This is a genomic window from Sinorhizobium chiapasense, from assembly GCF_036488675.1.
Classification (GTDB): Bacteria; Pseudomonadota; Alphaproteobacteria; order Rhizobiales; family Rhizobiaceae; genus Sinorhizobium; species Sinorhizobium chiapasense.
Map to the genome: position 1 here is coordinate 303,832 of NZ_CP133148.1, position 17,743 is coordinate 321,574.

Annotated in this window: 22 protein-coding genes; 16 read left to right on the forward strand and 6 right to left on the reverse strand. The window is 61.2% G+C overall.

Features of this window, described 5'->3' with window-relative positions; genetic code table 11:
- Positions 1 to 789 precede the first annotated feature (789 nt).
- Entirely contained in the window at positions 790 to 1,527 is a 738-nt protein-coding gene (gene visN, locus RB548_RS01370; protein WP_331373282.1) for a transcriptional regulator VisN, read from the forward strand.
- A 13-nt stretch (positions 1,528 to 1,540) separates the two neighbouring features.
- Positions 1,541 to 2,284, forward strand: a complete 744-nt coding sequence (gene visR / locus RB548_RS01375) for a transcriptional regulator VisR (RefSeq protein WP_331373283.1) — start codon at positions 1,541 to 1,543, stop codon at positions 2,282 to 2,284.
- 28 nt (positions 2,285 to 2,312) lie between these two features.
- Here visR and RB548_RS01380 read toward each other — a convergent pair whose 3' ends face one another.
- The 6 genes from RB548_RS01380 to motA form a co-directional block, all read right to left on the reverse strand.
- Positions 2,313 to 2,759 carry a hypothetical protein gene (locus RB548_RS01380; RefSeq protein ID WP_331375044.1) on the reverse strand — a complete coding sequence of 149 codons (447 nt, stop codon included), beginning with the start codon at positions 2,757 to 2,759 and terminating at the stop codon, positions 2,313 to 2,315.
- A complete protein-coding gene (gene flhB, locus RB548_RS01385; RefSeq protein ID WP_331373284.1) occupies positions 2,759 to 3,841 on the reverse strand; it encodes a flagellar biosynthesis protein FlhB in 1,083 nt (360 codons plus the stop codon). The genes RB548_RS01380 and flhB overlap by 1 nt, the downstream gene beginning before the upstream one ends.
- A gap of 263 nt (positions 3,842 to 4,104) precedes the next feature.
- On the reverse strand, positions 4,105 to 5,136 hold the full coding sequence (gene fliG, locus RB548_RS01390) for a flagellar motor switch protein FliG (RefSeq protein WP_331373285.1): 1,032 nt from the start codon (positions 5,134 to 5,136) through the stop codon (positions 4,105 to 4,107).
- Between the two features lie 28 nt (positions 5,137 to 5,164).
- Positions 5,165 to 5,779, reverse strand: coding sequence for a flagellar motor switch protein FliN (gene fliN, locus RB548_RS01395; RefSeq protein ID WP_331373286.1), 615 nt, complete (start codon positions 5,777 to 5,779; stop codon positions 5,165 to 5,167).
- A 58-nt stretch (positions 5,780 to 5,837) separates the two neighbouring features.
- The gene (locus tag RB548_RS01400; RefSeq protein WP_331373287.1) at positions 5,838 to 6,785 is read right to left on the reverse strand and encodes a FliM/FliN family flagellar motor switch protein; all 948 of its coding nucleotides are present in this window, start codon (positions 6,783 to 6,785) and stop codon (positions 5,838 to 5,840) included.
- Between the two features lies 1 nt (position 6,786).
- Positions 6,787 to 7,665 carry a flagellar motor stator protein MotA gene (gene motA, locus RB548_RS01405; RefSeq protein ID WP_180940168.1) on the reverse strand — a complete coding sequence of 293 codons (879 nt, stop codon included), beginning with the start codon at positions 7,663 to 7,665 and terminating at the stop codon, positions 6,787 to 6,789.
- Between the two features lie 184 nt (positions 7,666 to 7,849).
- Here motA and RB548_RS01410 point away from each other — a divergent pair, with 184 nt between their 5' ends.
- From RB548_RS01410 to fliP, 14 genes are all read left to right on the forward strand, one after another.
- On the forward strand, positions 7,850 to 8,629 hold the full coding sequence (locus RB548_RS01410; protein WP_331373288.1) for a DUF1217 domain-containing protein: 780 nt from the start codon (positions 7,850 to 7,852) through the stop codon (positions 8,627 to 8,629).
- A gap of 1 nt (position 8,630) precedes the next feature.
- Complete coding sequence (gene flgF / locus RB548_RS01415; protein WP_331373289.1) at positions 8,631 to 9,356, forward strand: flagellar basal-body rod protein FlgF; 726 nt, start codon at positions 8,631 to 8,633, stop codon at positions 9,354 to 9,356.
- 15 nt (positions 9,357 to 9,371) lie between these two features.
- Entirely contained in the window at positions 9,372 to 10,778 is a 1,407-nt protein-coding gene (gene fliI, locus RB548_RS01420) for a flagellar protein export ATPase FliI (protein WP_331373290.1), read from the forward strand.
- A gap of 56 nt (positions 10,779 to 10,834) precedes the next feature.
- The gene (locus RB548_RS01425) at positions 10,835 to 11,332 is read left to right on the forward strand and encodes a flagellar protein (RefSeq protein ID WP_331375045.1); all 498 of its coding nucleotides are present in this window, start codon (positions 10,835 to 10,837) and stop codon (positions 11,330 to 11,332) included.
- A gap of 204 nt (positions 11,333 to 11,536) precedes the next feature.
- Complete coding sequence (gene flgB / locus RB548_RS01430; RefSeq protein WP_136506090.1) at positions 11,537 to 11,917, forward strand: flagellar basal body rod protein FlgB; 381 nt, start codon at positions 11,537 to 11,539, stop codon at positions 11,915 to 11,917.
- A 5-nt stretch (positions 11,918 to 11,922) separates the two neighbouring features.
- Complete coding sequence (gene flgC / locus RB548_RS01435) at positions 11,923 to 12,342, forward strand: flagellar basal body rod protein FlgC (RefSeq protein ID WP_173510903.1); 420 nt, start codon at positions 11,923 to 11,925, stop codon at positions 12,340 to 12,342.
- Positions 12,342 to 12,677: a flagellar hook-basal body complex protein FliE gene (locus RB548_RS01440; protein WP_331373291.1), complete on the forward strand. Its 336-nt coding sequence runs from the start codon at positions 12,342 to 12,344 to the stop codon at positions 12,675 to 12,677. The genes flgC and RB548_RS01440 overlap by 1 nt, the downstream gene beginning before the upstream one ends.
- Positions 12,678 to 12,688: 11 nt before the next feature.
- Positions 12,689 to 13,477: a flagellar basal-body rod protein FlgG gene (flgG, locus tag RB548_RS01445; protein WP_331373292.1), complete on the forward strand. Its 789-nt coding sequence runs from the start codon at positions 12,689 to 12,691 to the stop codon at positions 13,475 to 13,477.
- A 21-nt stretch (positions 13,478 to 13,498) separates the two neighbouring features.
- On the forward strand, positions 13,499 to 14,002 hold the full coding sequence (flgA, locus tag RB548_RS01450) for a flagellar basal body P-ring formation chaperone FlgA (RefSeq protein WP_408642391.1): 504 nt from the start codon (positions 13,499 to 13,501) through the stop codon (positions 14,000 to 14,002).
- The gene (locus tag RB548_RS01455) at positions 13,999 to 15,114 is read left to right on the forward strand and encodes a flagellar basal body P-ring protein FlgI (RefSeq protein WP_331373294.1); all 1,116 of its coding nucleotides are present in this window, start codon (positions 13,999 to 14,001) and stop codon (positions 15,112 to 15,114) included. Before flgA ends, RB548_RS01455 begins: the two co-directional genes overlap by 4 nt.
- A complete protein-coding gene (locus tag RB548_RS01460) occupies positions 15,111 to 15,650 on the forward strand; it encodes a MotE family protein (protein ID WP_331373295.1) in 540 nt (179 codons plus the stop codon). Before RB548_RS01455 ends, RB548_RS01460 begins: the two co-directional genes overlap by 4 nt.
- Positions 15,647 to 16,357, forward strand: a complete 711-nt coding sequence (flgH, locus tag RB548_RS01465; protein WP_331373296.1) for a flagellar basal body L-ring protein FlgH — start codon at positions 15,647 to 15,649, stop codon at positions 16,355 to 16,357. Before RB548_RS01460 ends, flgH begins: the two co-directional genes overlap by 4 nt.
- Positions 16,358 to 16,447: 90 nt before the next feature.
- On the forward strand, positions 16,448 to 16,939 hold the full coding sequence (locus RB548_RS01470) for a flagellar basal body-associated FliL family protein (RefSeq protein ID WP_331373297.1): 492 nt from the start codon (positions 16,448 to 16,450) through the stop codon (positions 16,937 to 16,939).
- Positions 16,940 to 16,992: 53 nt separating this feature from the next.
- A complete protein-coding gene (fliP, locus tag RB548_RS01475) occupies positions 16,993 to 17,730 on the forward strand; it encodes a flagellar type III secretion system pore protein FliP (protein ID WP_331373298.1) in 738 nt (245 codons plus the stop codon).
- Positions 17,731 to 17,743: the final 13 nt, after the last annotated feature.

Below are 17,743 nucleotides of genomic sequence, written 5' to 3' on the forward strand. Positions count from 1 at the left end.
GCCGGATCAGTTCGGCCTGCGTGACGAACCCAGGGCCACGAATGCGAATTGTGGCTCTTGTCGAAATATTGGCTGAGCCCGGCGTGTATTGGCGACCGGATCGGGAATCGACATCAAGAATCCGCTGCCGCCCTCGGAGTCTCGGCCACGAGGTCCGGGATGAAAATTAACAATAAAGCAACCTTTGTAGATTCGGAGCCGCGATCGATGCCCAGACTGACGGTGCATCTACTGATCATCTCTATGTCCAATGCTGAGTTTTCGGCAAATATAGTTTGGGATATTCCAAATAAAATGGAAGAATGAGGGATTTCTATTCATGAATCGTCTCCGCGCAGACTGCGTCGAAATTGATGCATTTCGGCAACAGGCGTTGCGGTAAAGTAAATTTCGCTTTTATTTCGTTGGGAGCGTTTGGGCGAAAAAACAGGTTTGAGCGCCGCAGAAATCGCGCTCACGCGCCGGTTCAGAGGCGCCTTGGTCGTGTTCCGAGGAGCCGAAATTGCGTATAAAAATATTGAATATCAATGCGGTATGTTCAACAGGACCTTTCGGTCCGGATCCTGCTTGATTGGTCGCGAACCAAGCAATTGCAAATGATTTCATCGGTCATTGCCGAAGTAAACGGGCGGGCGGAGCCAGTGGTTTTTCCGCGGACGCGATGTACTGTTTAGGAACTGATTCGCGTCCTGATTTGCGGATGGCGGTGAATATCGGTTCCGGCCGGGCTGTCGGCGGCGATAGCAAGCGCATGTTCAGGGCGTCGAGTTCGGCACGGGGGCTGAGGTTATGGACATTTCGCAGGCAGGGGCCGTCTGGCCTTTGCAGACGGCCGCGCCGCATCGAAGCGGTCGCGAAATTTCAAAGGAACAACTGATCCAGCGGCTCGCTGAAACCGCCGAGCGCGGGGGGGTTGCAAACGCACTTGCGGCGCTGACGGATTATGTTGGTGCGACCCACTATCTGCTTGCGCGCCACGAACTGTCCCAGGACGGCGGGCTTGATAGCGTCGTCTGCTCCGATTGGCCGTTTGATGTCGTGCGACGGCTGGCGGGAATCGTCATGGGCCTGAACGCCAAGACGACCGAGCTGGAGAAGTGCCTCGCGGTTCTGCAGCCGTGCTTTCACACTATGCCGGATGACATAGACCTGACGCGCGGAGTGAGCCGGGAATATTGCGCCGTTGCTTTCAACGTCGGACGAACGCGGTTCTCGCTCATGCTCCTGTTCCCCGCGGACGTGATCCTGTCGCAGGTGGGCCTGCGCGATATTGCGCTGCTTGCCGCCTATGTCGCAAGCCTCAAGACCAGCGTCGATGCGCGGCAAGAGCGCGAATGCGAATTGACCGAGCGTGAAATCGAATGCCTGTTCTGGATTGCCGAAGGCAAGACGAGCGAGGAGATCGCCGTCATTCTCGGAATATCCCGCAACACCATCAATAACTACATCACCAGCGTGATGCGAAAGACTGCAACGCGAACGAGGTCGGAAGCGATCGCCCACGCCGTTCGCAACAATCTGGTTTAGGGGGGAGGCACCGATGGTTCATTTTGTCACAGGCAGTCGCCCCGACGACGATGGCCGACTGGCCAGGAATGGTCGAGCTGCTCGTGCGGCGACGCTGGTGACACGGCTGCAGGCGATGCAGCGGCTGATCAACGCTAGGAATTTCGCTGTTCTGCGCGTTAACGGCAGGGGCACAGCTGCGGCGCGCAAACTAACCTGCGCCCTTCACAATTGGGGCACTGCGTGCGAGGCAAACGCCCGCGAACTCATTGGTGTTTATGGCGAGGAGCTGCTCGCACATCTCGATCGATCTCTGCTGCCGGTCCTGTGGGATGGTCTGGGTGAGCATCACGCCGCCGAAGCCGCCGATTTCCGCCCGTTCGTGCAGCGGCTGCCAGGGCGAAAGCTTGCCTGTTCGGGGATCGCCTTTCCCGTCCGGCTCGGCGCCCAGGGCAACGGCTATGTCGTCTTTACCGGCAGCTATATCGATGCGTCCAGCGAGCAGGTCGTCGATCTGCATGCGCAGAGCTGCCACATCATGACGGATATGCTTGCGGCAGACGAAAGGCGGCTGTTTCAGGCGGAAGCGCTCAGCGACCGGGAGATCGCCTGCCTGCAGATGGCCGGCGACGGGCACATCAGCGAGGAAATCGCCGAGAAGATGGGTCTTTCCGTGCACACGGTGAACGCCTATCTCGGGGCGGCAACGACGAAGCTCGATTCCGTCAACCGCATCCAGGCGATCGCCAAGGCGATACGCCTCGGTTACATCAGCTGACGCCTTCGGACGCGGTGGCTCCTCAATTCTAGCTCGCGAGCGGAAGCGCGTAGGATTTGACGAATTTCGCCTCTTCCAGGCTTTTCGCGAGGAAGGCGGTGTTTTCGTCTGCATCCGTGGAGGGGTGCTGAAAGCTTATATGGCTGATCTCGACCCCAGCGGTGTCATTGCCGAGGGTCAGCCGCGCATAGATCGTAACGCCACGCGGCTTCAGTTCGAGGTCGAGGACGATCTCGGGGTTGCTGTCCCAATCCAGATTGTAGTTGCCGCCGAGACCGAAATTCACCGTGCCGGGGAGGAAGTAGAGCTCGGCGGCAGACTCCACGAGGTCGGCGAGGCTCGCATGGGACTCGAACCGTAAGAGCGCGATGAAGTCCGCAGCGTCGATCAGACGCAGTTCCGTCGCCACCGGGCGGATTGCTTCCGCCACTATCTGTTCGCGTTTTTCGGAGAATTCGCACTTTTTCATCGAGATCACGTCACCCGTTTTTGTTGCGGCTGAGCTGCATAAACCCGGTGAATGAGTTCCGCGACTGCCTTGTAAAACACCGGTGGAATCACACTATCCGCCGAGACTTGTGCAAACATGGAGCGTGCGAGCGGCGGATCCTCGAAGACCGGAATGCCGTTTTTTTCGGCAAGCTCGCGGATTTTGAGCGCAACCAGGTCCTGGCCCATGGCCACCACGACCGGCGCATCGTTCTCTTCGCGGACGTAACGCAGCGCGACGGCATAGTGGGTCGGGTTGGCGATCACCAGTGTGGCGCGCGGCACCGAGGAAATCATGCGCTTGCGCGCCCGGTCGCGCTGGATCGAGCGCAACCGCGACTTGACGATCGGATCGCCCTGGGACTGCTTCAGTTCCTCCTTTACCTCCTGCTTCGTCATCATGAGCTCCGTGTACCAGTGATGCCGCGTCCAGAAGAGGTCGACGATTGCAAGCACGGCCGTCGCCAGCAGGACCACGATCATGATCTGCTTGAGGTCGGACGTCATTGCCGTGAAAATCGTCACCGGATCGGAGAACATCAGGTCGAGCGTGGCGAAATAGTCGTTCCACAAAACGAGGACCACTATGGTCGAAACGACGACGATCTTGAACAAGGATTTGCCGAATTCGACCAGTCCCTGCACGCCGTAGATGCGCTTGAAGCCGACTGCAGGCGATATGCGGTTCATCTTCGGTTGAATGCGGTCGAGGACCGGGCGGGGGAGATTCTGGAAGATAGACGATCCGACGCCGAAGATGATGAGCAGCACGAAGATCGGCACGAGCAGCGCCCCCGATTTCAGGACGATGTGCGAGATCAGCGCGACGACGTCGGTCGAAGTGTCCAGCCGCCAGGCTTCCGGCTGCTCGAAAATGTCCTTGAGAGCCTCGGCGACGCTGGCCGCACCATCCGACAGAAAGAAGACGACGAAGATGTAAATCGCGAGCGTCGAGGCGAATACCGTCACCTCGCGGGAAAATGGGACATTACCCTTGTCGGCGGCATCGGAGAGCTTCTTCTCCGATGGCGCCTCGGTCTTGCTGTCTTTGTCCTGATCTTCCGACATGAAACAGGAAGCTCCCGGCGATTTCCCGATCGAACGTCACCCGACCTACAGCGGCGCGCGTCTTATCGGACGCGCAAAGGACGCTGTAGCGCTTTGAACTGCTGCATGCTTTGTTCTTAGATCGGCTACGATTTAAGAAAACATGCAGTAGCAAGCCTGCGGCGATGCTCTTGAGCTGTCGTGAACCGGGAAGCTCTGACGCGCAAGGGTCTGGCGACGCCGGCAGGGCCGAGTCAACAGGAATTATGGAGTCGCGGCAGGCCTCAGGCGGCCTCCGCTTCCTTGTCCTTGAGCTCCAGCTGTCCGCTGGCGGCGAGGCGGATCGCCTCCTGCGTGATCGACCGTCTGGCGATCGCGATGTCGCGGGGGTTGATACCTGCGTCGCCGACAGCCAGATCCGATTCGATCATGCGGCGCTGGCGGGCGCCGATCGACGCGAGAACCGATTCGCGCAGTTCCGGCGCCGAGCCGCGAAGTGCCATCGTGATGATATCGGTGGAGACATCGTTGAACAGCTGAACGCGGCTTCTCTGCGGCATGAAGAGAATGTCGTCGAAGAGGAAAATCTTCGGCCGGACCTTCTTGGCCGAGTCGGTGTTGATCGTCTCGAGCGAGGCGAGCAGCGTGTCCACCTGTCCCTTTTCGAGTTCGTTCATGACCTCGGCGATCTTGGCCGGTCCGGGCGAGTTGCGCTCGGCTTCCATCTCGTCGATCATTTCCATCACGCGCGCCTCGATGATGGCGGCCGCCTTCGGGCTCACGTTCTTAATGTTGACGGCACGGTTGAGGATATCGGGCCGTTGTGTTTCAGAAAGCTGTAACAGCACCTTGGCGCCGAAGCTCGAAGGCATCATCGACAGGACGTACGCAATCGTCTGCGGGTGTTCCTTGGCGAGCGACTGGGCAACGAGGATCGGATCGCACTCCTGCAGACGATCCCAGATATTTGCTTCGTAGGTCTGGAAGGTGGCGCGGCGGCCGAGCAGGCCATCGACCTCGTCGGGGGTCAGCCCTTCTTCGAGAATGCTTTCGATCGCCCGGGCATTGTCCATCAGGCCAGCACCTTCGGTGAAGAGGTCCTCGAACTCATTGACGAGCGCTTCGAGTTCGTGGGGAGGGATGGCGCGGAGTGATTGCGCCGCGGCGATGATCGCCTGGAGCTCGCTCTGGGTGAAGAACTTCAAGAGCTTCCCGGCCACGGACTTGCCCATGGCAAGCAATACGGCGGCCGCCTTGTCTGTCTGGCTCAGCGGATGTGCCGGCGTCTGTGCCCCGAAACTTTCGAAATCCATCATGGATTTATCCCTCGCCCACTCATTGGGCCTATGCGCTCTTGCTGCCCTTAATCTCGATGAGCTTGACGCCGAAACGTGTCACGTCGCCCTCGAGCACGGTAATTTCGCCACGACCGATCACCCGGCCATTGACCATGATTTCGACCGGTTCCCCGATCTTGCGGTCGAGCGCGATCGTCGCGCCCTCGGCCAGGCCCATGAGCCCGGAAACCTGCATCCGGCTGGTACCGAGTACGATCTGGACATCGATCGGGATGTCCATGATCAGATCGAGATTGGCCGTCATGCCGCTGCCCGGCGCGGATTCGATTGCCGGCTCGGGGGCATCGAAGCCGCCGCCGAAACTGCCACCGGCGTCGAAGGCGCCGGTCACTCCCGCATCGGCGAAGTCGCCGCCGAAACTGTCCGCCCCGAAGTCGCCACCGAATGCGCTCGAGCCATCGGCCGTGCCACCAAAGTCGCCGCCGAATTCTGTTGCCAAGTCCAGCGCGCCGGTGGAGGTGAAGTCGGCGCCAAAATCCGCCGCCTGCTCGCCATCCTTCTTGAGAACGCCGCGCAGGTCGTCGATCGCCTGGTCGAGCTCCGTGTCTTCGACGGCGAATGCGGCCTGTTCTTGGATGGGTGCTGCTTTCTTGGGTGCCATGTGCGAATTATTCCAGTTGAAGCTTGCCTCAGGCATTCTGCCGAGAGAGGGCGGGCTGTTAACTCATGATGTGGCGAAGAATGTCCTGTTCGGAGCCGTGCGTATCCTTGACTCGGACCGTGTATTTCGCGCCGGACCGTCCGAACTCGCAGACATAGAGCTCGCGTCCGTTGGCGTTTACGTCCACGCGAACGTCCTGGCCGTCATGAAACGGGATCACATCTCCCGGTTGCAGACGGCTGATCGTATCAAGCGTCAGGCTTTCCAACCGGATGCGTGCCTCGAGCGTCACGGCGGAGCGACGAACCTGTTCCTCGAGCTGTTCCGCCCATTCCGGCTTGCCCGTATCAGCCTGGCCGGCACCCCTGAACGGGACGATCTGTGTCTTGAGGAGAACGCTTTGGGGAACAACCACCGAAAAGGTCGACAGCACCGGCCCAAGGCCGATCGTCATATCGATGGAGGCCGCGAAAACGTCCACCATCGCCGGATCGGATTTGGGGCGTGCTTCGCTGTTGTATGGACGGCCGACGACAGGCTCGAAGCCACCCGGCGCGTTCACCGCTAGGCGCAGCACATCGGCGATTTTTTCGAAGACAGGCACCGCGACGTCGATCTCGATCTGCGACATCGACCGGGGCTGCGGTTCTCCGATGCTCATGGGCTCGGCGCCGAGCAAGGCTTCGACGAGGGTGATGAGAACCGGACTGTCGCAACCGATCTGGAAATCCTGGCACCAGTTGCGCAGCGAAGCGTCGGCTAGCAGCACGCCGTCTCCAAGACCGGCAATCAGCTCGTTCCTGAGACCGGTCTTGAAACCGGCATAGCCGATTGCAATGTCGTGACCGGTCTCGGCCTTATATATGCCCGGAAGCAATTCGCCGAAGACCTGGCCGAGTTCGAGTGCGGTGCGGCCGATGGTCTTGTCGTCGCCGAGCGCGCCGATCATGCGCGCAAGCAGCCTCTTGTCGAATGCGTAGACGTTCGTTGCCGAGCTCAGGTTCATGTTATGCCGCCTTGCTTTCGCTGCCGCCGCCCGGGTTCATCATCTCCTGCTCGACTGCGTCGATGGACGGCCGCTCGTAGGCGGAGATGGTCTTGCGGCCATATTCGAGCGCGACCTGCGGAACCGAGCCGTTCATGTAGGCAAGCAGCGTTTGCTTGACGATGACGTAGAGGCGGTTCTGCTTCTCGCGCACGGCCTTGATGTTTGCGACGAGCGGGCCGACGATCGAATAGGAGAGGAAGACGCCGAGCAGGGTTCCGACGAGTGCGGCGGCGATCTTGGCTCCAAGCACTTCCGGGGCCTCGTTGATAGCGCCCATCGCCTTTATGACACCGAGAACCGCTGCAACGATACCGATCGCCGGCAGCGCATCGCCCATGATCGTCAGGGAGTGATAGCACTTCATCTTGTCATGGGTGATCGTCTGGATCTCCTCGTCCATCAGCGCCTCGATCTCGTGCGAGCGGGCATTGCCGATGATGATCAGTCGTACATAGTCACAGATGAAGGCGGTCAGTTCCTTGTTCTGCAGGACGGTCGGCGCGGACTGGAAGATCGAGGATTCCTCCGGGTTGTCGATGTGGCTCTCGATCTCGTTGCGGGACTTGGTCCTGAGATCGCGCATCAGGCTGTAGAGCACCCCGAGCGTATCGAGGTAGTGGCGCTCCTTCGGCACCTTGTGCCGGAAGGCTTCGCCGAGCGCCTTGCCGGTGTCTTTCACGACCTTCATCGAGTTGGCCATGATGAAGCCGCCGATGCCGGCCCCGCCGATGATCATCAGCTCGAAAGGCTGGTTCAGCACTTCCAGGTGGCCGCCCATCGCGAGATATCCGCCGAGGATACAGCCGAAGGTCACAAGAAGCCCGATGATGATGTTCATTGTCGATACCTGTCGCGATCGTGGTTTTCCGTTGATGGAATAGGGATTCATCCTTGCGTGAAGCTGTTCGTAGAGCCCTCTTGAGACCCGCGCGCGGAACAGGTTCGCGCAAGCCAGTCAGGTCAGGATTTGCGAGGTCGGGCCAAGTGGCGCCCGGCTTTATTCCGGACAGGGCGAAGCGATCGTGACCACGACCTATACGAGCTACAAGCTGATCACCGCCGATCTGACGAAATCGCTGGAGCGCGTTTCCGAGCAGCCGGACGTTGCCCGCGAGACGGAATATTATCTGGCGAAGATCGGCAGCATCAAAACCATCGACGATTTTTTCGCCGATAGCCGGCTCTACAACTACGCGATGAAGGCGCACGGCCTCGAAGACATGGCCTATGCGAAGGCCTTCATGCGCAAGGTGCTTTCCGAGGGCATCGACAGCGACGACGCCTTTGCCAACAAGCTGACGGATGGTCGTTATAAGGCACTGGTCGAATCCCTGAACTTCGCCCGCAACGGCGAGGCGGCGACCTCATTCGACCGCGCGCAAAGTGGCGTTGCCGACAAATATGCGCGCCAGACGCTGGAACAGAACGCCGGCGAGGAAAATGCCGGCGTGCGGCTGGCGCTCTATTTCTCGCGCATGGCACCGACGATCACGAGTGGCTACGCCATCATCGCCGACGAGGCGCTGGCACAGGTTGTGCGAACAGCTCTGCAACTGCCCGAGGAGTTCTCGGCGACCGATGTGGATCGCCAGGCCGAGGCCTATGAGGCGGCGATCGATCTCAAGGACTTCCAGGATCCCGAGAAACTGGCGGCGTTTCTCGACCGCTTCACCGCCCTTTGGGAAGTCAACAACTCCACGGACAGCTACGATCCGCTTGCAGTTTTCGGTTCATCGAGCGGCTACGGCATTTCCTCCGATCTGCTCCTGTCCATCAACAGCCTGAAACTCGGGGGACGCTGACGTGCAGACTGGTCTCTATGTGGCGATCTCGTCGCAGATGGCGCTCGAAAAGCGCCTGAACACGCTTGCCGACAACATCGCAAACTCCGGCACCGTCGGCTTTCGCGGCGCTGAAGTGAAATTCAACCAGATGCTCGGCGACACCAAACCGACCAAGGTTTCCTATGTGTCGGAAGGCGAGGAATACCTCAACACCAATACCGGGTCGCTTGCACGCACCGGCGCCTCGCTCGACTTTGCAATCAAGGGCGACGCCTGGTTCTCGATCGACACGCCCGGCGGGCCGGCTTTGACCCGCGACGGCCGATTCACGCTGACGGAGACCGGCGAGCTCGTCACCATCAAGGGCTATCCGGTGCTCGACGCCGGCGGCGCGCCGATCCAGCTGAACGGCGGAACAGGCGAGATCACCGTCGGCGCCGATGGCGCCATCCACCAGAACGGCAATCAGGTCGCTCTGCTCGGCCTCTACGAGGCGGACTTCAGCAACGGCTTCATGCGCTACGACAACAGCGCGGTCATGCCGGCAATTCAGCCAGAGCCGGTCGTAGACCGTTTTGACGTTGGCGTGATGCAGGGTTTCCTAGAAGAGTCGAACGTCAACGCCATCCAGGAAATGTCGCAGCTCATCATGGTCACCCGCGCCTTCGACAACATCACCGCCCTGATGCGCGACAGCGAGGGATCGCTGGAAGAGGCGATCAAGACGCTGGGCGGCACCCGCTGATAAATGACGGAAACCATGGAACGCGAAGGCCCCGAGACCCTTGCTGCATCGACATCGCTGGCGGCGCTCGCCGGGCTGGTCGAACGCTACGCCAAGCCGGAGTTTTCGATCGCACCGGGTGGGCACGTGCAGACGATCGCGCCCGGGCATTACACCGTTAGCGGTCTTTCGCGCCACGTTCGGCTCGGCGACTTCGTCGCGCACAAGAGCGCGACGGGTACACATCTCGGCGAAGTCGTCCGTGTCGAACCGGAGCAGGTCGTCGTCTGCCCGATCGAACCCGGCGATCCGATCGGCATTCACGATACGGTCATACGCAAAGGCGCTTTCCGGATAGCGCCCACAGACAACTGGTGCGGCCGCACGATCAACGCGCTGGCGGAGCCGATCGACGGCCTGGGACCGCTGTTGCAAGGCGACGTTCGCCGCTCGATCTCCAACACCGCGCCGCCGTCCATGACGCGCAAGCGCGTCGAGCATGGTTTCAAGACCGGCGTGCGTGCCATCGACATTTTCTCGCCGCTCTGCCTCGGGCAGCGCCTCGGCATCTTTGCCGGCTCCGGTGTCGGCAAGTCGACGCTGCTTTCGATGCTCGCGCGTGCGGATGCCTTCGACAAGGTCGTGATCGCGCTGGTAGGCGAACGCGGCCGCGAAGTCCGCGAATTCATCGAGGACACGCTCGGCGACAATCTTTCAAAATCGGTCGCCGTCGTCGCCACCAGCGACGAAAGCCCGATGCTGAGGAAGATGGCGCCGTTGACCGCCGTCACAATTGCCGAGCACTATCGCGACAAGGGTGACAACGTGCTCCTTATCGTCGATAGCGTGACGCGCTTTGCCCATGCGATCCGCGAGGTGGCGACGGCGGCGGGTGAGCCTCCGATCGCGCGCGGTTATCCGGCTTCCGTCTTCACCGAACTGCCCCGCCTGCTCGAGCGTGCCGGTCCCGGCGTCGAAGGGACCGGGACGATCACGGCGATCATCTCGATCCTCGTGGATGGCGACAACCACAACGATCCGGTCGCCGACTCAACGCGCGGCATTCTGGACGGGCATATCGTGCTGGAGCGCAGCCTGGCGGAGGAGGGGCGCTATCCGCCGATCAATCCGCTTGCCTCGATTTCGCGCCTGGCGCGGAAGGCGTGGACTCCGGATCAGGAAAAGCTCGTGGCGCGCCTGAAGGCGTTGATCCATCGCTTCGAGGAAACGCGCGATCTACGCCTGATCGGCGGTTATCGGCCAGGCGGCGATGCCGATCTCGACATGGCGATCAAGCAGGTGCCGGTCATCTATGAGGTACTCAAGCAGACGCCCGGCGAGCGGGCCGCGTTCGACGCCTTCACCGATCTTGCCAATGCGTTGAAGGCGGCCGCGATGGGGAATCAACCGGGTGCCGCCGGCGGCATGCGACCGAGGGGGTAGGGGTGACCGACTTCGACGCAGACGAGATCGTTCGGCAGCACCGTTACGAGGGAAAGATGCCACTGTTCGACAAGTTCCTGGCTGCCATCGGATTGGCGATGGCGGCGTTCGCGACGTTCTTTCCCTGGTATGCTTTCCTCCACCAGGACGAATTCTCGATGCCTCGCCTGTGGCAAGGCACGACGCGTGATTTGCCGGAAAGCCCGGGCCGCGATGTGCCGTCGGTCTCGCCGCTGGCGATGGCCGACATGGACAGCGACACGGCCGCCGCCGTGGATCGTCTGACAACGGCGACTGTGCCTGGCCTCGGCGACGCACCAGACCACGGGCCGCCGGACCCCGAAGCAGGGATGGATCAGCCGCTGCCGGGACAGTCGGAGTTCAGGCTGATGCATGTCGTCAACGGCCGCGCTCTGATCGAGGACGCAAGCGGTTTGTATATTGTTCGCGTTGGGTCGATCCTCCCGGACAACAGTCGCCTTGCGACGTTTCAGGAACGCAACGGTCGTTGGGTGATGATCACCTCCAGGGGCGAGATCTACGAAGAGCAGTAGACGGTGGTCGGGAGTATGCGGCGGAGGAGCGGTGGCGCGCCGCTGCTTTAGCCGTCGGCAGCTCCGGTTCTGTTCCGTGCTCAAAATGAGGCGCTGCCGCGGCGCTTTAGGGCCGAATTGCGAGGCAGCCAGAAATCCGCGATCCCGACAAGTCCCACGCAAGATTACCTGCCTAGGTTCGTCACCATCAGGCAGGAGCTTTTGATGGAACCGATTCAGCTTTTCGAACTAGCGTCGCGCCAGGCCCAATGGCTGACGGTTCGTCAGAACGTCGTGGCGGGTAACATCGCCAACGCCAATACGCCGCACTACCGGGCCAAAGACGTCGAGCCCTTTGAAAGCGTGCTGCAGAACACCGGCATCCAGATGGCGGCGACGCATCGTGCGCATTTCACCGAAAGCCCGGATGCCGCCCAGGTCACCGAAGTCAGCATGATCGACGACGTGCAGGTGCAGCAGTCCGGCAACACGGTCGCGATCGAACAGGAAATGATGAAAACCGGTGAGATCAAGCGCGACTACGAGCTCAATGCCGGGCTCGTGAAAGCCTTTCACCGGATGATGCTCATGACGGTACGGAAATAAGAATCATGGATCCTTTGACTTCGGCCCTCAAGGTTTCAGCCTCCGGCCTGCAGGCGGAATCGACCCGCCTGCGCATCGTTTCAGAAAACATCGCCAACGCCCGCTCGACCGGCGACACGCCCGGCGCCGATCCCTATCGCCGCAAGACCATCAGCTTTGCGGCGGAGGTCGACCGGGCGAGCGGCGCATCGCTCGTCGAGATCCAGCGTCTTGGCACGGATGATTCGAATTTCAACATCGAGTTCGATCCCGGCAATCCGGCGGCCGACGAAAAGGGCATGGTCAAGATGCCGAACGTCAACGTCCTGATCGAAATGGCCGACATGCGCGAGGCCAACCGCGCCTATGAGGCCAACCTGCAGACCATCAAGCAGTCTCGCGATCTTATCTCCCAGACAATCGACCTGTTGAGGGCTTCGCAATAATGATCGATGCAATCCAGTCCGTCGGCGCGTTTTCGGCCATGAAGGAGACGGAACGCGCGAGCCTGACGGCTTCCAGCTCGCTTACCACGCCCAGCGCCGGCGCTTCCATTCCGCAGGCGCAGAGCTTCGCCGAGGTCCTCGGCAACATGACGACCGACACCATCCGTTCGATGAAGTCCGCGGAGGGGGCGTCGCTCCAGGCCGTTCGTGGCGAAGCCAATACCCGTGAAGTCATCGACGCGGTGATGAATGCGGAACAGTCGCTGCAGACCGCGCTCGCCATCCGCGACAAGGTTGTGAGCGCCTATCTCGAAATCGCGCGCATGCAGATCTGAAGGAACGAGACATGAAGGCCCTTTCCATCGCCGCCACGGGCATGAATGCCCAACAGCTGAACCTGGAAGTCATCGCGAACAACATCGCGAACATCAACACGACGGGCTACAAGCGGGCGCGTGCCGAGTTTTCCGATCTGCTCTATCAGACCGAGCGCGCCCAGGGCGTGCCCAACCGCGCCAACCAGGCGATCGTCCCGGAAGGCGCGATCATCGGCCTCGGCGTCCAGACCTCGGCTGTGCGCAACCTTCATATCCAGGGCAGCCTCGTCAACACCGGAAACGATTACGATCTGGCGCTCGTCGGCCGAGGCTGGTTCCAGATCGAGACGCCGGACGGAGAGACCGCCTATACCCGTTCGGGTGCTTTCAACACCAATGCCACCGGTCAGCTCGTCACGATTGACGGCTACACCGTCGTTCCCGGCATCACCGTGCCGCAGGATGCGAGCGAAATCACCTTTACCTCTTCCGGGCAGGTCCTCGTGCGTATCGGCAACAACACGGAACTGCAGGAAATCGGCCAGCTGACGATCGCGAACTTCGTCAACGAGGCCGGGCTCGAGCCGCAGGGCGAGAACCTCTTCAAGCAGACGCCGGCTTCCGGCGAGCCGATCATCGGGACGCCGGCGGATCCCGGCTTCGCCCAGGTCAAGCAGAACTATCTCGAGGCCTCGAACGTCGATCCGGTCAAGGAAATCACCGACCTGATCTCCGCCCAGCGCGCCTATGAGATGAATTCCAAGATCATTCAGGCCGCAGACGAGATGGCGGCGACGGTCAGCAAGAATCTCAGGTAACGTGAAACAGGGGCAAACATGATGTTTCGCCGATCCGCCGCAAACAAATCGCCAAACGGTTCCCCGGTTCGGGTGCGGACCGCGGCATTCGCCGTGGCTCTCGCGGCCCTTCTGTCGCCAGCTACTGTTTTCGCGGAACGGCCGACCGCTGTCATCCCCAAGCAGACGATCTATCCCGGCGAGACGCTCGATGAGAGCCTCGTCGAGGTCGTCGACGTGACCAATCCCAATCTCACGGACGGCTATGTCCGTTCCATCGAGGAGATCGAGGGCAAGGTTACGAAACGGACCCTCCTTCCCGGACGGGTAATCCTCGCCTCGGCATTGCGCGACCAATACGCGGTCGAGCGCGGTTCGACGGTTCGGCTCATCTTCAACAATGGTGCCCTGACGATCACGGCGGCCGGTTCGCCATTGCAGGACGCCGCGGTCGGCGACCTGATCCGCGCACGCAACGTCGATACCGGCGTCATCGTCTCCGGCACGGTTATGGCCGATGGCACTATCCATGTGGTGGCGAAATGAAGCTGCACGTCTGTAAGTGGTTCCTGACGCTCGTCGCGGCCTTCGTCACGACGCTGACGCTTGCTCATGGCGCCTCGCGCATCAAGGACGTGGCGTCGTTGCAGGCCGGACGGGACAACCAGCTGATCGGCTATGGTCTCGTCGTCGGCTTGCAGGGAACCGGCGACAGCCTGCGCTCCTCGCCGTTCACCGATCAGTCGATCCGCGCCATGTTGGAGAACCTCGGCATCGCCACGCAGGGCGGCGAGTCGCGCACCCGCAACGTCGCGGCAGTGCTGGTCACGGCAACGCTACCGCCCTTCGCGAGTCCCGGCAGCCGCGTCGATGTAACAGTCGGCTCTCTCGGCGATGCGACGTCGCTGCGCGGTGGTACGCTGGTCATGACCTCGCTTTCCGGCGCCGATGGCCAGATCTACGCTGTGGCGCAAGGCTCGGTCGTCGTCACCGGCTTCAATGCGCAAGGGGATGCCGCCACCCTCAATCAGGGCGTGACCACCGCCGGACGCGTGCCGAACGGCGCCATTATCGAACGGGAGCTGCCGGCGCGGTTCAAGGACGGCGTCAATCTCGTGCTGCAACTGCGCAACCCGGATTTCTCCACGGCTGTCGGCATGGCCGCGGCGATCAACAAATACGCCGCCGCACAGTTTGGCGGTCGCATCGCCGAAGCCAAGGATTCGCAATCGGTGCTGGTCGAAAAACCCAAGATGGCCGATCTTGCGCGCCTGATGGCCGACGTCGAAAATCTCGTGATCGAAACCGATGTGCCGGCGCGCGTCGTCATCAACGAAAGGACCGGCACGATCGTCATTGGCCAGGACGTGCGCATTGCCGAGGTCGCGGTCAGCTACGGCACACTCACCGTACAGGTGACCGAAGCGCCGACCGTCGTGCAGCCGGCGCCATTCTCGCGCGGCGAGACCGCCCTGGAACCGAACACCATTATCGAGGCACAATCGGATGGCGGCACGGTCGCGATCCTGAACGGCTCGAGCCTGCGTTCCCTGGTCGCCGGCCTCAACAGCATTGGCGTCAAGCCGGATGGTATCATCGCCATCCTCCAGAGCATCAAAACGGCGGGAGCCCTTCAGGCGGAGCTTGTTCTGCAATGACCGGACACTTGGACGAACTTCTCGGCAAATCGCCGCGCACGCTCCTGATCTCGGCCGTTGGCGCATTGATGTTGGCACTGCCGGGCGCTTTCGCGCAGGACGTAACGGCACCACCGCCGGAAAGCGGCAGCGCCAACGAGATCCAGCAGTTCTGCACAAATATAGCCGATGCCGCGCGTGACCAGCGCTACCTCCTGCAACGCAAGGAACTTGAAAATCTTCAGGCCAGCGTCGACGAGCGCATCTCGACGCTCGAGAAGCGGCGCGCCGAATACGAGGACTGGCTGAAGCGCCGCAACGATTTCCTCAAGCAGGCGGAGCTGGGGCTCGTCGATATCTACAAGACGATGAAACCCGATGCCGCGGCCGGCAAACTCGAAATGGTGCGCCCGGAGATCGCCGCGGCGATCGTCATGAAGCTGCCGCCGCGTCAATCTTCGCTGATCCTCAGCGAGATGAGCGACGACAAGGCAGCGGTGCTGACGAACATCATTTCGAGCGCCAGCGATCCCAACACCTCGAAGGAGCCATCATGAGAAAGCATTTTACGGCCGTCCTGGCCGCGGGCCTCCTTGCGGGATGTCAGAACCAGGCGTTGAGGGAGATCGGACAGGCTCCGTCCATGAGCCCGATCGGCAGCGGTCTGCAATACACGCAGGCGCCGCAGCTCGCTGCATATCCAAAGCAGCCGCATCAGATCAGGAACGGATATTCGCTGTGGAACGATCAGCAGGCAGCGCTCTTCAAGGATGCGCGCGCGATGAATGTTGGCGACATTCTCACGGTCGACATCAGGATCGACGACAAGGCGTCCTTTGAAAACGAGACAGACCGCAGCCGTAAGAATTCGAGCGGCTTCAACCTCGGTGCCAGCGGCGCATCGCAGACCAGCGATTTCGAATGGTCGGGTGATCTCGAATACGGCTCCAACACCAAGACCGAGGGCGATGGCAAGACCGAGCGGTCCGAGAAGCTGCGCCTGCTTGTTGCCGCAGTCGTGACCGGTGTGACGGAGAACGGCAACCTGCTGATCAGCGGTTCGCAGGAAGTTCGCGTCAACCATGAACTGCGCATTCTCAATGTCGCCGGGATCGTCCGGCCGCGGGATGTCGATGCCGACAACATCATCGCCTACGACCGTATCGCCGAGGCCCGCATCTCCTATGGCGGCCGTGGCCGCCTGACCGAAGTGCAGCAACCGCCTTGGGGTCAGCAAGTCGTAGACCTGCTCTCGCCGATCTGATCGAGGGCAGATTGCAGATCAAAGAGCCACGACGCCGCCAGTTTCCTCGACGAGGTGTGGCGCCGTGGCCAACCGGCACGGAATGGCGTCATGGAAGAAATCGATAGCGCGCAGTCCTCCAAATCCAAAGTGATGACGATTGCCGCCCTAGCCGTGCTGACCGTCATCGCCGGCGGCGGCGGGTGGCTCGTCGGCCAGTTGCTGGCACCGCCGCCCCCAACGGAGCAGACCGAAGCCGTTGCCGAAGTCGCGCCGAACGCCACCGGTGCCGAGGGGGTTCCGAAAATCGCCACCGAGGCCAACGGTGTCGTGCAGCTGGAGCCGATTACGACGAACCTCGCTTACCCCTCCGAAAACTGGGTCCGGCTGGAAGTGGCGCTGCAGTTCAATGGCATCCCGGACGTTGCCTTGGCCGAGCAGATACACCAGGACATTGCAGCCTATCTCAAGACCGTGTCGCTGCAGCAGATCCAGGGCCCGCGCGGCTTTCAATATCTCCGGGATGACATTCAGGAGCGGGTTGACCTGCGCTCCGACGGACGCGTAACGAATGTGATGTTCCGAACCTTCGTCATCCAATGATTCGGTAGCGGGTCGGGACCTATTCATTCATCCATTTCTGTTCAGGCCCCTCAATGCTCCGGATCGCTGCCTTCATAGTCGCCATGATGGCGATGTCGGGAATTGCCGGGGCGCAAGGCTTTCCCGCCGACATTCTGAACACGCCGGTCGACGGTTCCGTCGCATCGTGGATCATCCGCACCTTCGGTCTCATCACCGTTCTGTCGGTGGCGCCCGGCATTCTGATCATGGTGACGAGCTTCCCGCGCTTCGTCATCGCTTTCGCAATCCTGCGGTCCGGCATGGGACTGGCGACCACGCCGTCCAATATGATCATGGTGTCGTTGGCGCTCTTCATGACCTTCTATGTGATGGCGCCGACCTTCGATCGCGCCTGGCGCGAGGGCATCGATCCGCTGCTCGACAACGAAATCTCGGAAACCGAGGCGATGCCGCGCATGGCGGAGCCCTTCCGCGAGTTCATGCTGGCCAATACGCGCGACAAGGACCTGCAGCTCTTCATCGATATCGCCAAGGAAAAGGGCCAGACGGTCGTGGTCGACGACAAGGTCGATCTGAGGGCAGTCGTGCCGGCCTTCATGATCTCGGAGATCCGCCGAGGCTTCGAAATCGGCTTCCTGATCATGCTGCCGTTCCTGGTGATCGACCTGATCGTCGCGACCATCACCATGGCGATGGGCATGATGATGCTGCCGCCGACAGCGATCTCGCTGCCCTTCAAGATCCTCTTCTTCGTGCTGATCGATGGCTGGAATCTTCTCGTCGGCAGCCTGGTGCGATCCTTTACCTGACTTGCTCTCGGCG

Bases quoted from the DNA above. Each gene is read 5' to 3' on its own strand.
- visN (WP_331373282.1), top strand. From the start codon at position 790: ATGGACATTTCGCAGGCAGGGGCCGTCTGGCCTTTGCAGACGGCCGCG.
- visR (WP_331373283.1), top strand. From the start codon at position 1,541: ATGGTTCATTTTGTCACAGGCAGTCGCCCCGACGACGATGGCCGACTG.
- flhB (WP_331373284.1), bottom strand. From the start codon at position 3,841: ATGTCGGAAGATCAGGACAAAGACAGCAAGACCGAGGCGCCATCGGAG.
- fliG (WP_331373285.1), bottom strand. From the start codon at position 5,136: ATGATGGATTTCGAAAGTTTCGGGGCACAGACGCCGGCACATCCGCTG.
- fliN (WP_331373286.1), bottom strand. From the start codon at position 5,779: ATGGCACCCAAGAAAGCAGCACCCATCCAAGAACAGGCCGCATTCGCC.
- RB548_RS01400 (WP_331373287.1), bottom strand. From the start codon at position 6,785: ATGAACCTGAGCTCGGCAACGAACGTCTACGCATTCGACAAGAGGCTG.
- motA (WP_180940168.1), bottom strand. From the start codon at position 7,665: ATGAACATCATCATCGGGCTTCTTGTGACCTTCGGCTGTATCCTCGGC.
- fliI (WP_331373290.1), top strand. From the start codon at position 9,372: ATGGAACGCGAAGGCCCCGAGACCCTTGCTGCATCGACATCGCTGGCG.
- RB548_RS01425 (WP_331375045.1), top strand. From the start codon at position 10,835: ATGCCACTGTTCGACAAGTTCCTGGCTGCCATCGGATTGGCGATGGCG.
- flgB (WP_136506090.1), top strand. From the start codon at position 11,537: ATGGAACCGATTCAGCTTTTCGAACTAGCGTCGCGCCAGGCCCAATGG.
- flgC (WP_173510903.1), top strand. From the start codon at position 11,923: ATGGATCCTTTGACTTCGGCCCTCAAGGTTTCAGCCTCCGGCCTGCAG.
- RB548_RS01440 (WP_331373291.1), top strand. From the start codon at position 12,342: ATGATCGATGCAATCCAGTCCGTCGGCGCGTTTTCGGCCATGAAGGAG.
- flgG (WP_331373292.1), top strand. From the start codon at position 12,689: ATGAAGGCCCTTTCCATCGCCGCCACGGGCATGAATGCCCAACAGCTG.
- flgA (WP_408642391.1), top strand. From the start codon at position 13,499: ATGTTTCGCCGATCCGCCGCAAACAAATCGCCAAACGGTTCCCCGGTT.
- RB548_RS01455 (WP_331373294.1), top strand. From the start codon at position 13,999: ATGAAGCTGCACGTCTGTAAGTGGTTCCTGACGCTCGTCGCGGCCTTC.
- RB548_RS01460 (WP_331373295.1), top strand. From the start codon at position 15,111: ATGACCGGACACTTGGACGAACTTCTCGGCAAATCGCCGCGCACGCTC.
- flgH (WP_331373296.1), top strand. From the start codon at position 15,647: ATGAGAAAGCATTTTACGGCCGTCCTGGCCGCGGGCCTCCTTGCGGGA.
- RB548_RS01470 (WP_331373297.1), top strand. From the start codon at position 16,448: ATGGAAGAAATCGATAGCGCGCAGTCCTCCAAATCCAAAGTGATGACG.
- fliP (WP_331373298.1), top strand. From the start codon at position 16,993: ATGCTCCGGATCGCTGCCTTCATAGTCGCCATGATGGCGATGTCGGGA.